14 protein-coding genes are annotated in these 13,063 nt (G+C 64.2%); 4 read left to right on the top strand and 10 right to left on the bottom strand.

Annotation, left to right across the window (positions count from 1 at the left end):
- Positions 1–40 precede the first annotated feature (40 nt).
- The 3 genes from JQ635_RS33495 to JQ635_RS39285 all read left to right on the top strand — a co-directional run bounded on the left by JQ635_RS33495 (position 41) and on the right by JQ635_RS39285 (position 1,640).
- Positions 41–1,015: a sugar ABC transporter substrate-binding protein gene (locus JQ635_RS33495; protein ID WP_211414042.1), complete on the top strand. Its 975-nt coding sequence runs from the start codon at positions 41–43 to the stop codon at positions 1,013–1,015.
- Positions 1,016–1,092: 77 nt separating this feature from the next.
- Positions 1,093–1,380: a YciI family protein gene (locus tag JQ635_RS33490; RefSeq protein ID WP_211414041.1), complete on the top strand. Its 288-nt coding sequence runs from the start codon at positions 1,093–1,095 to the stop codon at positions 1,378–1,380.
- A 137-nt stretch (positions 1,381–1,517) separates the two neighbouring features.
- Positions 1,518–1,640, top strand: a complete 123-nt coding sequence (locus JQ635_RS39285) for a hypothetical protein (protein ID WP_283826918.1) — start codon at positions 1,518–1,520, stop codon at positions 1,638–1,640.
- A gap of 102 nt (positions 1,641–1,742) precedes the next feature.
- Here the strand turns inward: JQ635_RS39285 and JQ635_RS33485 are convergent, their stop codons facing one another.
- The 10 genes from JQ635_RS33485 to JQ635_RS33440 all read right to left on the bottom strand — a co-directional run bounded on the left by JQ635_RS33485 (position 1,743) and on the right by JQ635_RS33440 (position 11,027).
- Entirely contained in the window at positions 1,743–2,756 is a 1,014-nt protein-coding gene (locus tag JQ635_RS33485; RefSeq protein WP_211414040.1) for a formate dehydrogenase subunit gamma, read from the bottom strand.
- Positions 2,757–2,795: 39 nt separating this feature from the next.
- On the bottom strand, positions 2,796–3,392 hold the full coding sequence (gene fdh3B / locus JQ635_RS33480; protein WP_011088224.1) for a formate dehydrogenase FDH3 subunit beta: 597 nt from the start codon (positions 3,390–3,392) through the stop codon (positions 2,796–2,798).
- A gap of 12 nt (positions 3,393–3,404) precedes the next feature.
- Positions 3,405–6,347 (bottom strand): formate dehydrogenase subunit alpha, encoded by a 2,943-nt coding sequence (locus JQ635_RS33475; RefSeq protein WP_211414039.1) that lies wholly within the window; start codon positions 6,345–6,347, stop codon positions 3,405–3,407.
- A 2-nt stretch (positions 6,348–6,349) separates the two neighbouring features.
- Positions 6,350–6,568: a twin-arginine translocation signal domain-containing protein gene (locus JQ635_RS33470; protein ID WP_211414038.1), complete on the bottom strand. Its 219-nt coding sequence runs from the start codon at positions 6,566–6,568 to the stop codon at positions 6,350–6,352.
- Positions 6,569–6,597: 29 nt separating this feature from the next.
- A complete protein-coding gene (locus JQ635_RS33465) occupies positions 6,598–7,377 on the bottom strand; it encodes a molecular chaperone TorD family protein (protein WP_211414037.1) in 780 nt (259 codons plus the stop codon).
- A 132-nt stretch (positions 7,378–7,509) separates the two neighbouring features.
- Positions 7,510–8,136: a DUF3306 domain-containing protein gene (locus tag JQ635_RS33460; protein ID WP_211414036.1), complete on the bottom strand. Its 627-nt coding sequence runs from the start codon at positions 8,134–8,136 to the stop codon at positions 7,510–7,512.
- Entirely contained in the window at positions 8,133–8,648 is a 516-nt protein-coding gene (locus JQ635_RS33455) for a DUF3305 domain-containing protein (protein WP_211414035.1), read from the bottom strand. Before JQ635_RS33455 ends, JQ635_RS33460 begins: the two co-directional genes overlap by 4 nt.
- Positions 8,645–9,652, bottom strand: coding sequence for a DUF6352 family protein (locus JQ635_RS33450; RefSeq protein ID WP_211414034.1), 1,008 nt, complete (start codon positions 9,650–9,652; stop codon positions 8,645–8,647). The genes JQ635_RS33455 and JQ635_RS33450 overlap by 4 nt, the downstream gene beginning before the upstream one ends.
- Positions 9,649–10,188 carry a DUF6505 family protein gene (locus JQ635_RS33445; RefSeq protein WP_211414033.1) on the bottom strand — a complete coding sequence of 180 codons (540 nt, stop codon included), beginning with the start codon at positions 10,186–10,188 and terminating at the stop codon, positions 9,649–9,651. The genes JQ635_RS33450 and JQ635_RS33445 overlap by 4 nt, the downstream gene beginning before the upstream one ends.
- Positions 10,185–11,027 (bottom strand): biotin/lipoate--protein ligase family protein, encoded by an 843-nt coding sequence (locus JQ635_RS33440; protein ID WP_349631894.1) that lies wholly within the window; start codon positions 11,025–11,027, stop codon positions 10,185–10,187. The genes JQ635_RS33445 and JQ635_RS33440 overlap by 4 nt, the downstream gene beginning before the upstream one ends.
- A gap of 64 nt (positions 11,028–11,091) precedes the next feature.
- Between JQ635_RS33440 and JQ635_RS33435 the strand changes: the two genes are divergently transcribed.
- A complete protein-coding gene (locus JQ635_RS33435; RefSeq protein WP_211414032.1) occupies positions 11,092–13,062 on the top strand; it encodes a 4Fe-4S binding protein in 1,971 nt (656 codons plus the stop codon).
- Position 13,063: the final 1 nt, after the last annotated feature.

Genomic DNA, 13,063 nt, shown 5'->3' with positions numbered 1-13,063 from the left:
TTTTAGAAATCCAACAAGCAAGATCAGGGATGGAGGCAATATGAAATTGAGACTGGACTATCTGGCGCTGCCGCTGCTGATGGCGGCCGCGTTCACGACCGGGGCGCGCGCCGACGGCGAAACCATCGCCGTCTTCACCAAGAACCAGACCAACCCGTTCTTCCAGACGGTACGGGTCGGCGCCGACAACATGGCCAAGGCGCTGAACGCTAAGACGCTGCAGTACATCCCGACCAAGCCGGACTCGATCCCCGAGCAACTCAGCCAGATCGAGGACGTCGTGGTGAAGAAGCCGAGCGCGATCGTCTTCACGCCGGTCGACTACAAGGCGATGGTGCCGGGTGTCGAGAAGATCAACGATGCCAAGATCCCCGTCGTCAACATCACCGACCGCTCCGCCGGCGGAAAATTCCTCTCCTTTGTCGGCGCCGACGATTACAGCCTCGGCCTCGAGACCGCGCGGTTCCTGCTCAAGACGCTGGGCGGCAAGGGCAATATCGTCATCATCGAGGGCGTCAAGGGCTCGCTGACCAATGTCGATCGCGTGCGCGGGTTCAACGACGCGCTGAAGGAGACGCCGGGCGCCAAGCTGCTGGTCTCGCAACCCGGTAACTATCAGCGGCTCCAGGCGCTTCAGGTGATGGAGAACCTGATGCAGTCGAATTCGCAGATCGACGGCGTGTTAGCTGCCAACGACGCCATGGCGGTCGGCGCGATCGAGGCACTCGACGGCGCCAACCGCAAGGCGCAGGTGATCGGCATCAACGGCACCAAGGAGGCGATCGACGCGATCAAGTCCGGCAAGCTGCTCGCGAGCGGCGACTACAACGGGTTCGCGCAAGGCTGCCTCGGCACCATGATGGCTGTCCGCTCGCTGCGCAATCAACCCGTCATCAACGAGATCGTGCTGAAGCCGACCGTCATCACCAAGGACAATTTTGGGCCGTTCGACGTCCCGCTGGAGCAGCGGAGCTGCCCGACCTTCGAGGACGCCGGCAAGCTCGGCGGCAAATAGACGCCCCATCGCGACAAGCCCGGACGGCCGCCCCGCGCGGCCGTCCCAAGAACCGAAGCAAGAAAACGGAGAACACCATGCTCTTTGCCATACATGCCCTCGACCGCGCCGGCGCGCTTCCCACCCGGCTTGCGAACTACGACGCGCACAAGGCCTTCCTCGGCGACACCTCGCGTTTCGGCATCAAGATTGTGATGTCGGGACCACTCGTCTCCGACGACGGCGGGACCATGATCGGCAGCCTGTTCCTGGTCGAGGCCCCCACGCGTGCGGAAGTCGAGGCCTTTAACCGCGCGGACCCCTTCGCAGCGGCCGGCATCTGGGAGAAGGTCACGATCACCGGGTTCATCCGGCGACAAGGATAGATCGCCCGGCCTTGATTGGAGCCACGGATGAACGAACGCGGGCCCGGGCGGGCGGTCTGCATCTCCTTACGCGATCCCAAGCGCAGCCTTTGTCCGCGGCCGGAGCTCCTGTATAATGCTCGCGAGGAGGGATCGCGATGAAGGCTTTCATCCTTGCCTGTGTTGCGACGATCGTCATCACGATGGCCGGAGTTGCCGTGCTCGACAGCCTACAGCAACCCGTCGCAGAAGCCTTTGCGACGACGGGCGTGCGGCTCTAAACGCGATGAGATTTGGATGAATCGTCATCGCGCTTTAGGCTATTGTTTACGCATGATCTTTCCGGAGAACCGCTTCGTGCTTTAGGCAATACTCCGTCAGCTCTATTCGGCTGCGGACGCAGCATGGCGAGGCTGCGGCCGAGAATCGTTCGGGCCGCTCCGTGCCATTTCCTGGTCGAGCCACAGACTATGGTGCTCGCGCGCCCAGTTGACATCCACCTCGCCTGATCCCATCGCCTCGAAAGCCCCCTCCATCCCGATCGTGCCGATGTAGATGTGAGCGAGCATCGCGGCGATGAACAGCACGGCCACGATGGAGTGAACGATCTGGGCCATCTGCATGCCCTCGATCCCCGTCAGGTAGAACGGGAACATCAGCACGTAGCCCGTTGCCGCCACGAGGCCACCGCCGATCACAACGATCCAGTAGATCCCCTTTTGACCCGCGTTGAAACGGCGAGCCGGCGGATGATCGTGACCGAACAGGCCGCCTCCGCGCTTGATCCACTCCAGATCCACCTTGCTCGGGATATTGCCGCCGACCCACATCAAAAAGATCAGCACGACGCCGATCGTGAAGGGAAAGCTCAGGTAGTTGTGGGCGAATTTCGCCCATTGCGACCATTCCGAGAAGGCGTCAAATCCGATCAGCGGAAGCAGCAGCGGGCGCCCGAACGTGATGTTCAATCCCGAGACCGCCAGGATGATGAAGCAGGTCGCGGTCATCCAGTGCACGAAACGCTCGAAGGTGTTGAACCGCACGATGGTGCGGCCGGATCGCCCGCTTTCGAGGCGGACCATGCCGCGTGTCAGATAGAAGATCACCAGCACCACCAGCATGCCGAGCACAGCAACGCCGCCGATCCACCGCAGCGCGACGTTGCGGAATTCACGCCATTCGCGGCCGGCAGGTTGCATCAGCACGCCGGAGCGCTGGTCGGGGATGCTGACGCGTCCCTGGATCCGATCCATCTCCTGTAGCAACTTCTGCTCATTGACCGAGCTCGCCGTCGGATTGATCTGCTGGGCCGGCGACGGCATTGGCGCTGCCATGACCAACAGAAGCAACGCCCACGCGCCGATGGCTGGTCGAATGAACCTTGCAAATGAGGACATCTGCTCCTCCCGGCATTTATGCCCCGGCGCGCGGCGCCTTCAGGACTCGATTGTTTCGCGATAGGCGGTCTTCCAGCCCCATGCGCCTGAGCCATAGCCGCGCTTCAACACGCGCTCCTTATAGATCTGGGCGATGATCTCGCCGTCGCCGGCGAGCAGCGACTTGGTCGAGCACATCTCGGCACACAGCGGCAGCTTGCCCTCGGCCAGGCGGTTCGCACCGTATTTTTCGTATTCCTCCTTGCTGCCGTCGGCCTCGGGGCCGCCGGCGCAATAGGTGCATTTGTCCATTTTTCCGCGCGAGCCGAAATTGCCGACCTTCGGATATTGCGGCGCGCCAAACGGGCAAGCGTAGAAGCAATAGCCGCAGCCGATGCAGAGATCCTTGGAGTGCAGGACCACGCCATCGGCGGTGGTATAGAAGCAGTTCACCGGACACACTGCCGCGCACGGCGCATCCGTGCAGTGCATGCAGGCCATCGAGACCGATCGTTCGCCCGGCTTGCCGTCGGCGATGGTGACGACCCTGCGGCGGTTGATGCCCCAGGGGACTTCGTGCTCGTTCTTGCAGGCCGTGACGCAGGCGTTGCACTCGATGCAACGGTCGGCGTCGCAGAGAAACTTCATACGTGCCATCGTCGTTGCTCCTTATGCCGCCGCGATCTGGCAGAGAGTGACCTTGGCTTCCTGCATGTTCGTCGCGGGATCGTAGCCGTAGGTGGTGATCGTGTTCGCGCTTTCGCCGAGCACGATCGGGTCGGTGCCCTTCGGGTAGTTGCCGCGAAGGTCCTTGCCTCCAAGCCAGCCACCGAAGTGGAACGGCATCCAGGCAACGCCCTTGCCGACCCGCTCGGTGACGAGCGCCTTCATCCTTGCCCGGGAATTGTTCTCGGCTCCCGTAACCCAGACCCAGCCGCCGTCCTTGACGCCGCGCTCGGCGGCGTCGGCAGGGTTGATCTCGATGAACATGTCCTGCTGCAATTCGGCGAGCCACGGGTTGGTCCGGGTCTCCTCGCCGCCACCCTCATATTCGACCAGGCGGCCGGACGACAGGATGAGCGGGAACTGTTTTGCAATTCCCTTCTCCACCGCAGCCTTCTGCACGGAGAAGCCGATATTGGGCATCCGGAACTGCTTGGCGTCGGGCAGCGTCGGGTATTTGGCGACGAGATCGACGCGCGGCGTGTAGATCGGCTCGCGGTGAACCGGGATGGGATCGGGCAAGCCGAAGGCATGCATACGGGCCTTGCCGTTACCATAGGGAACGCAGCCATGCGCCAGCGCGACGCGCTGGATGCCGCCCGACAGGTCGAGCGCCCACGACACCGCGTCCGGAGTGGCCGGGTTGACCTTGTTGATCACGGCCATTTCCGCTTCGGTGAGTTCGGTGTCCCAGCCGAGCTTCTTCAAGCTCGCGAGCGTAAATTCCGGATAGCCGTCCTGGATACCCGACCCCAGCGAGTACGAGCCATCCGCGAGCAGGCTCACCTTGCGCGTCGTGCCGTCCGGCAGCTTCTCCTCGCGCTCGATGCCGAACCGCGGGCGGAACGTGCCGCCGCCGTCCATCACGTGCAGATTGGTATTGTAGAGCAGCGGCGTGCCGGGATGCTTGACCTCCGGTGATCCCCAGCACGGCCAGGGCAGGCCGTAATAGTCGCCGCCGACCTCGGGGTCGTCCTTCGGCGCGCGCATCGTCAGCATGTCGAACTTGGCCTGGTTCTTCATGTGCGCCTTGAGGCGCTCAGGCGATTGCCCGCAATAGCCGGTCGACCAGCTGCCGCGGTTCATCTCGCGCAGGACATCCTCCGCTTCAGGAAGATTGTTCTCGACCTTGATCTTCTTGAACATCTGGTCGGCGACGCCGAGCTTCTTCGCCATCAGATAGATGATTTCGAGATCATCCTTCGACTCGAAGACCGGCTTCACGATCTGCTCGCCCCATTGCAGCGAGCGGTTGGAGGCGACGCGCGAGCCCTTGCACTCGAATTGCGTGGCGACCGGCAGAATGTAGACGCCATCCTTGCGCCCCGCTTCGACTGCCAGCGAGGCCCAGGTCGTCGGATGCGGGTCGGCAATGACGAGCAGTTCCAGCGCCTTCAGGCCATTGAGGGATTCAGGGATACGGGTGATGCTGTTGGAGGCGTGTCCCTGCACGAACACCGCCCTGACATTGTCCTTCTGCGCGACCTGGTCCTTCGGCAGCGTCGCCGCTTCGAACCAGCGGGTCAGCGGGATGCCCGGCGTTTCCATGATCTGCTTGGAGTCGAAGCGCGACTTCAGGAAGTCATAGTCGACTTCCCAAACCCGCGACCAATGCTTCCAGGCGCCTTCGGCGAGGCCGTAGTAGAACGGCAGCGTGACGATATCGAGCCCGACGTCGGTCGCGCCCTGCACGTTGTCGTGGCCACGGAAGATGTTGGCTCCCTTGCCCTCTCCGCCGACATTGCCGGTCATCAGCAGCAGGATGCAGCTGGCGCGCACGTTGGCGGTGCCGACGGTCTTCTGGGTCTGCCCCATCGCCCAGATCAGCGTCGCCGGCTTCTCGGTGGCAAACATCTTGGCGACGCGCTTGAGCTGCTCGCCGGGAATGCCGGTGACACGCTCGACTTCTTCCGGATTCCACTTCTCAACCTCCTTCTTGAGGTCGTCAAAACCGTAGACCCGCTGCCGGATGAACTCCTTGTCCTCCCAGCCGTTCTGGAGGATGTGCCACATCATGCCGTAGAGTATGGGGATGTCGGTGCCCGGCCGCATCCGCACATATTCGGTCGCGTGCGCGGCGGTGCGCGTCAGGCGCGGGTCGATGACGATGAAGTTGGCCTTTTTCAGCTCCTTCCCCTCGAGCAGGTGCTGCAGCGAGACCGGATGTGCCTCTGCCGGATTGCCGCCCAGGATCATCTGCGTCTTCGCATTGCGGATGTCATTGTAGCTGTTGGTCATCGCGCCGTAGCCCCAGGTGTTGGCGACGCCGGTGACGGTGGTCGAATGGCAGATGCGGGCCTGGTGATCGGTGTTGTTGGTTCCCCAGAATGCACCGAGCTTGCGGAACAGGTACGCGCCTTCATTGGTCATCTTGGCCGAGCCGAGCCAATAAACGGAGTCAGGGCCCGACTTCTCGCGCACAGCCTGAAGCTTGTCTCCAATCTCGTTGATCGCGGTATCCCAGGAGACGCGGGTCCACTGGCCACCCACCAGTTTCATCGGATAGCGCAACCGCCGCTCGCTATGCACGAGCTCACGCACGGAGGCGCCCTTCGCGCAATGCGAACCGCGATTGATCGGCGAATCCCAGCTCGGCTCCTGACCGATCCATACCCCGTTCAGGACCTCGGCCGTGACCGTGCACCCAACCGAGCAATGCGTGCAGATGCTCTTGCGGACGGTCGCGCCTGCGGTGAGCGGACCGGCCACCGCCGCTTCCGCCTTGCGTACGCCGCCAACCGGCAGCGTGCCGAGCGCGGCGAGCGCGCCACCGGCAAGACCGGATTTGCGCAAGAAGCTGCGGCGGTCGAGACCGCCGGCTTGCCCCGCAAGGGATTCGGCAACGGAACCATGGCGCAGGGAACGCGGGTTTGTTCGCTTGATCAGCACGGTCAACCTCCCTTGGCCGGATAACGATTGACGCGATAGAAGGTCTTGACGTGATCGGTTTCCTTGTAGCGCGCCTTGCGCTTTTCATCGCTGGTTTCGCTATCCGCCTGAGCGGATCCGACCAGCGGTGTCGCGAGCGTCGCGCCGGCGCCCGCCGCGCCGACGCCGACCTTGCGCAGGAAATCGCGCCGCCCGACTGTGGTTTTCCTGTCTTCACTCATCGCATCTCTCCTGGACCTGCCGGTGCAGGTCAGTTGGCGAACGTGAATGCTTCCGTCTCGATGTCGATAAAGGCGCGACCGAGCGCGCCGACTGCACGATAGAAGTTGGCGCTCTCCGCGCGCTCGATGTCGGCGAACAGCCGGCCTATCCAGGGCCCGAGGTGTTTGTCAAAGAATGCGCGCTGCGCCTCGAACGACGCCGGGAAGCGGCCTCCCGCGAAGCCCGCCATGATCTCGCACAGGATGGCGGCGTGATCTTCCGGCTCCGGATTGTTCGCGGCGCGCTCGATCCCTGACACGGCGAGATCGGCGCGCAGGCGCGACAGCGGCCGCTCGTTGAGAAATCCCGTCAGGTAGTAGGAGGCATAGGGCAGGAGCTCGCCGCGGCCGAGACCTGTGAACAGATCGAAATATTCGCGCTCGACCTTCGCTGGGACTGCATTGGCGGCGGCTGCGGCCAGCTCGGCATGCGCGCGCCCGAGCGGCGTCGCATCACCAGTCAATGCGGCCAGTTGATCGAGCAGCCTTCCTGACGGTGCTGCCGACAAGAGCGTCGCCAGCAACAGATATTCCTGCGCGCGCGCCGCATCGACGGGTTCAATCGGAACTTCGGACAGAAGCGCCTCGCCGTACAGATCAGGCCGCAAGTCATTGCGCGATACGCCGGTGGCCGCTTCGACCGCAATCACCCGCTGTGCGGGCACCTTGTTCCAGTTCGAAACGGAGGGCTGGCTAATGCCGATTTTGCGCGCAAGTCCTGCGACGCCGCCAGCGGCGTCAATGGCTCGTTCAAGGCCGTCATCACGCACGTGGACCTCCCATCCAAGTCCCAGGTGCTGATTTTGCTTTTGCTACAAAGCACTAGACGAAGCGTAGTCCTGGCCCGACAGAGGGTCAATCACCTCCCCATAGTCTGAGGCTATGGTCTTTCGTCGGGGGCCCTAGCGGGGCAGCGCGCCGCCATGCGTGCGCCGAGGAATCGACAGCTGTTCGCTTCCAGAGCTTTCGGCGACCGTTCGTTGCGTTGCAGCAGGAGCAGGTGCTAGCTCGGGTCGCACTTCTTCTTCGGCGACGATCTCGTCACCTAGTCCCTCGACCTGGCGCAATTCCCGCGAAGAATCCGCGACTTCAACCGGGGTCTCGGACAGCGTCTCGGCTGACTTGCTGATGCCACCGATGATCCTGTCCACGAACGCAGCCAATTCTGCTTCCGAACAATCCAGCGGCCCAAAACCCGGCATTGCGGAGGGATCGTTGAAGTCCCATGCGTTTTCGGCAAGTCCTACGAAGTCGCGTATGGCGGGATCGGCGCTCCAGGCGCGACGAAGCGCCGCACGTGTCAGCTCCTGCGGTATCCCTTTTCGCAGGAACGCCTGGATATCGGTCGCTGACGTAATCGAGTCGATCGAAGGCAGGCTCGAGAGGTCGAACGCCACTTCGTCGTCCTTCGTGGCGGGCGGCGGTGCCGGCTGCAGGTCGTCGCGCATTGCCGGATCCGGCTGCGGGGCGTTCGTCTTTGCCTCCTGCTTGAGCCGGGACCAGCGCGCCAGGAACTTATCCTCGCTCATTCGTGTCCGCCTTCATGCTGCCGGCGCGCCAGCGCCTCCGGATCGGCCTGCCGCCGCTTGCGTTTGAAGAACTCCCGTTCGACGTGGTGCTCGGCAACGAAGCTTTCAATCTGCTCGCGCAGCACGTCGGGCATGGGAACGGCCTCGACCAGATTGGCACCGGCCTCCGTGAACGCTTCGCCTTCCGCAGGATCGGCGGTGGCGGCAACCACCGAATAGGGCCAGGCGCCTTCCGCAGGCGACAACACTGTCCAGATGCTCGGACTGCCCGAAACGAGATTATCGCGATAGCGCGCCGTCTCGGAACTGTAGAGATCGACCATAGCGCTGCCGGCATAAAACAGTGTCTCGCCGCCCTCTTGACGGAGCACCGTCCAGGACCTTGTGTCCGGCTCGTCCGGCAGCACGGCGACAGCGCGCCAGACAAAGTCGGCCCAGGGCGATTCCGCCTTGTGGCGCTCGACCACGATGCCGACGGGAATGCGCACGAGCGGCAGCGCAGCCGGGCTCATGTCACCATCTCCAGATGTTTGATCGGCAACCCCGTCAGCAAATTCTGCGGCTTCATCCGGAGCTTCTGATCGGAATTCATCGACAGAATGAGATAGATCGGCTCACCCTGCATCTCGTCCGCGGCCGCACTCTTGTCCGCAAACGTCAGGCGGAACAATGAAAGCACACGGCCGGCGCTGCGGTCATCGAGTTGCTCCCCGTGCCAGAGACGGTCGCCCAGCCTGGTCGCATCGGCGTCGAGCCCGACATACCAGGTGAGCCGCACATCACGCAATTCGCGCAGCGGCTCGATGCCGACGTCGATCCCAAGCAGATGGGAGATCCAGCGCGCCATCGCCTGCGCCAACGCCTTCGGCCCGCGGCCCCCTGCGGTGAGGTCGAAGGCCATGTCGAAATCGTCGCTTCGGTGCCAATAGTCGTCGGCATTGTCCTCGCTCAGGACGTCGAGCTGGGCATCGGTCACGGCCCCCAGCATCGACATCAGCGACAGCACCGGGGTCGGGCTCTGCCCACCGACGACCTCCTCATCTCCGAGCAGCAAGGCCTGCTCATGCGGCAGGATGCGCTGCGGGCGGAAGAACAGTTCGGCTGCGCGCAGCACGAAGGGATCATCGCAGCCATCGAGCGCATTGCGCAGGATCACATGCACGAGCTGATTGACGAACAGCGGCGGCAGATCGTTGGTCCGCGAGCGGACGGTTGCGAGATAGGCGGCCTCGAGCGTCGGATGCCGCACCAGGAGATCGCGAAAGGCAAGCACGAACCGCCAGTTCTCCCGGGCATCCGCATCGACAATCGCTGCGACCTCATCAGCGCCGACCGGTCGGCGGGGAGCGGCGAGCAGCGCGCGGTGCAGCCGCCGCTCGACCGGGCACGCCTCGTCCGGCGGCATCAGCTCGGGACGAGCAAAATAGGCCTTCAGGAACTCGTCGGTGACGCAAAGCCCGCCGCTCTCATTGCGATCGAGCAGATGGTGGCCGCACGCGATCCAGAAATCGTTCATCGGTGCTGTCGCTCCTGGCTCATATCGGCAAGTCTGACATTGCCGTCGGGTTCGACGTCCTCCTCGACCTCCATGAACGAGAACGCCTTGCTGTGCCCCTGCCCTTGCCGCAGCTGCAGCCTGCGGAACGACTCGCGGACTTCGCCGTCGCTCACCGAGCGGTGGACGGCGATGAGCGAACTGATCGGATGCGTGCAGAGCGACTGCACAAAGGCGACCTCCTCTTCGGCGGCCGTTCGCGCGGTTGCAGGATCCGGCGCGCCGAAACGATCGATGAGTTGGCCGGCAAGGAGCTCGATCAGCGCCCGGCAATCGCTCTCCGTTGCCGGCACAATCTGCGCCAGCGTCGACCAGCCCCAGGATTGCACCCCGAGGAAGCCGCTGCGAAACGCCGCGCGCGCCTTGCCGCTCAGCGTCGCGGGATCCTGGTCGCAGAAGCGGAACGCGCCTGAGACGGCCCATTCGCCGGGCTCCGCCGCCGCATCGAACACGAAGGTGTCGGAGGGATCGAGCGCGATGGTGCGGAGCAGTTTCACAGTCGCGGTCCTCCGAGTTTCGGATCGAGCCAGGATGGCTTGGCGAGCGCCTTGACGAGCTCGCTCCGCTCGACCCTATCGGTGCCGACACGGCGCGTGAGGAGATCGCCGCTCTCGTCGATCCTCAGCACGGTCCGCCGCTCACGGGGAACCCGGCTCAGATAATCGCGTGCGACGCTGTCAAAGCCGTCGACCTGCCAACTATCGAACACCCGCATCAGGTGCCGCGCAAAACTCTCGGTCACCTCTGCGGCTCCGGCTTCGCCAAACCCCTCCTCATCCAGTGCGGACGCGAGCGGATGAATGCCGGGCCCCTGGTCGGCCATTGCGACCGTCCGGATCATGGCGCCAAACACCAGCCAGGCGGGCCGCGCGGCCTCGCGCACAGACGACGGCCATCCCATCCGCCCACCGCCGACCAGCCCGCCATCGATCTCGACGGCATCGGGCCAGCCGATCGTGACGGTCTTGTTCGGCGGTGCGTAGGCGCGAAGAGCGTCCGTGAGCGCGACCATGCCGGCGTAGAAGGCGCGCCGCGCGGTGCGCAAGGGTTCGCCCGGCTCGAGCACCACGGCGAATTCGGCGAGATCGAACCGCCCGACATACACCAGCGTGCCGGCGCCGCTCTTGGGTGCAATGCGGCAAGCGTCGGCAAAGGCGTCTTTGCTCTCACGCAAGCGGACGAGCGTGAATGGCGGCGGCAGCTGGATCGGCTCCGCCAGGGAAACGTGGCTGGTTGGGGTCGACCGCAGGGCCGTCCTCCACTTTCCTTTTCTTCCCGATAGTGAATATCTATACGAGGTGCAACAATGGCGCGAGTCCGTAAGTCGGCGCCGCACTGGCGGAGGGATTGACCTGAAGCAGCCAGCGAAAACCGTCCTGATCTGCTCGTGTGAAGACACGATGCGCCCAGACGTGGCCACGATCCGGCGTGGATGCCCCAATTGCGAGATCAGCAGCTATCGTCATCTCTGCGGCGCGGAGCTCGATCATTTCCGCAACGCGGCAAAGGCTGATGGCCCGCTGACGGTTGCCTGCACCCAGCAGGCTGCACAGTTCACCGATGAGGCAGGCGAACGCCCTGGAGGGATCAGCTTCGTCAACATCCGCGAGACGGCGGGCTGGTCTCGCGACGGCGCGAATGCTGGCGCGAAGATGGCGGCGCTGCTTGCCGCGGCTGAGATTCCCGCGCCGGACTATCCGCTCGTCACGCTGTCGAGCGACGGCATCATCCTGGTCTATGGGCGGGACGAGGCCGCGATCGAAGCCGGGCGGCTGCTCGCCGATCATCTCGATGTGACGGTCATGCTCAAGCAGCCGGCAGACGTGACGCCGCCTGCCGCGGCAGTGTTCCCGATCGTGAAGGGCACGATCCGCAACGCGCGCGGCCATTTTGGCGCATTCGAGCTCACGATCGACGACTACGCACAGCCGCACCCGTCTTCGCGCGACCACTTTGTGTTCCAAACCCCGCGCAATGGGGCGACCTCACGCTGCAATCTCGTGCTCGACCTCTCCGGCGACTCGCCGCTGTTCCCTGCGCACGACCTGCGGGACGGCTATCTCCGCGCGGACCCGAGAGATCCCGCGGCCGTGCTGCGTGCGGTGCTTGCCGCGCGCGATCTCGTCGGACGTTTCGACAAGCCGAGATATGTCGACTTCACCCCCAGCCTCTGCGCGCATTCGCGCTCGAAGCTGACCGGATGCCATCGCTGCCTCGATCTCTGCCCGACCGGCGCGATCACGCCGGGCGGCGACCATGTCGTCGTCAACGCAGAAGTCTGCGCAGGTTGCGGGCAATGCGCGGCGGCTTGCCCGACGGGAGCAGCATCCTACGCGCTGCCGCCCGCCGACACCCAGTTGCAGATCCTTCGCGCCATGTTGCTCGCCTATCGCGAGGCCGGCGGTGCGGATCCGGTCCTGCTGCTGCATGACAGCGGGCACGGCACGCCGCTGATCGATGCGCTCGCCCGTCATGGCGACGGATTGCCGGCCAACGTGCTTCCCCTCGCCGTCAACGAGTTGACGCAGGTCGGCCTGGAGGCCGTGATCGGCGTGTTTGCGTATGGCGCGGCGGCCGTACGGTTCCTGCTGCGCGCCAAGCCGCGACACGGTGTGACCGGGTTGTTGCAGACGATCGCCATGGCCGAGACGGTTCTTGCCGGGCTCGGATTTGACGGCCGCCGCGTGGCCACGATCGAAACCGACGATCCCGACATTCTGGCTGACCAGCTGACGGGGATTGGTCCCCTCGCCAGCCTCGCCACTCCTGCAACTTTCCGGACGGTCGGCAAGCGCGGCGATCTGCTTCGCTTTGGCCTCAGTGAATTGCATAACCTCGCGCCCAAGCCGGTCGACGTGATCGCCCTGCCCTCGGGCGCACCGATCGGTGCAGTCACCGTTGACACCGGCGGTTGCACGCTGTGCCTGTCCTGTGTGTCGGCCTGCCCGACCGGCGCGCTTCGCGCCGATCCCGAGCGTCCCGTCCTGAAATTCGTGGAGGACGCCTGCGTGCAGTGCGGTCTGTGCCAGAGCACCTGTCCTGAGAAAGTCATCACGCTCACCCCGCAGATCGACTTCCGGGCGAGGCGCGCGCCGGCGCGGGTGATCAAGGAGGAAGAACCGGCCCTGTGCGTTCGCTGCGGCACGCCCTTCGGCGTCAAGAGCACGATCGATCGGATCGCGGCCAAGCTCGAGGGGCGCCATTGGATGTATCCCGCCGGGGACCGCCGAACCGAGGCCTTGCGGATGTGCGCCGATTGTCGCGTCATTGTCATGAGCGAACAGCAGTTCGATCCGATCCAGGACGTTCCGGAGCGCGCGCCACCACGGACGACGGACGACTATCTGCGTCAACGCGAGAACAAGGAATAGC

The organism is Bradyrhizobium iriomotense, assembly GCF_018130765.1.
Taxonomy (GTDB): Bacteria; Pseudomonadota; Alphaproteobacteria; order Rhizobiales; family Xanthobacteraceae; genus Bradyrhizobium; species Bradyrhizobium iriomotense_A.
The sequence above is the reverse complement of the archived record's forward strand: the minus strand, read 5'-3'. Positions and strand labels throughout refer to the sequence as shown.

Excerpts from the sequence above, each read along its gene's own strand:
- JQ635_RS33495 (WP_211414042.1), top strand. The coding sequence starts at position 41 with ATGAAATTGAGACTGGACTATCTGGCGCTGCCGCTGCTGATGGCGGCC.
- JQ635_RS33490 (WP_211414041.1), top strand. The coding sequence starts at position 1,093 with ATGCTCTTTGCCATACATGCCCTCGACCGCGCCGGCGCGCTTCCCACC.
- JQ635_RS39285 (WP_283826918.1), top strand. The coding sequence starts at position 1,518 with ATGAAGGCTTTCATCCTTGCCTGTGTTGCGACGATCGTCATCACGATG.
- JQ635_RS33485 (WP_211414040.1), bottom strand. The coding sequence starts at position 2,756 with ATGTCCTCATTTGCAAGGTTCATTCGACCAGCCATCGGCGCGTGGGCG.
- fdh3B (WP_011088224.1), bottom strand. The coding sequence starts at position 3,392 with ATGGCACGTATGAAGTTTCTCTGCGACGCCGACCGTTGCATCGAGTGC.
- JQ635_RS33470 (WP_211414038.1), bottom strand. The coding sequence starts at position 6,568 with ATGAGTGAAGACAGGAAAACCACAGTCGGGCGGCGCGATTTCCTGCGC.
- JQ635_RS33460 (WP_211414036.1), bottom strand. The coding sequence starts at position 8,136 with ATGAGCGAGGATAAGTTCCTGGCGCGCTGGTCCCGGCTCAAGCAGGAG.
- JQ635_RS33455 (WP_211414035.1), bottom strand. The coding sequence starts at position 8,648 with ATGAGCCCGGCTGCGCTGCCGCTCGTGCGCATTCCCGTCGGCATCGTG.
- JQ635_RS33450 (WP_211414034.1), bottom strand. The coding sequence starts at position 9,652 with ATGAACGATTTCTGGATCGCGTGCGGCCACCATCTGCTCGATCGCAAT.
- JQ635_RS33435 (WP_211414032.1), top strand. The coding sequence starts at position 11,092 with ATGCGCCCAGACGTGGCCACGATCCGGCGTGGATGCCCCAATTGCGAG.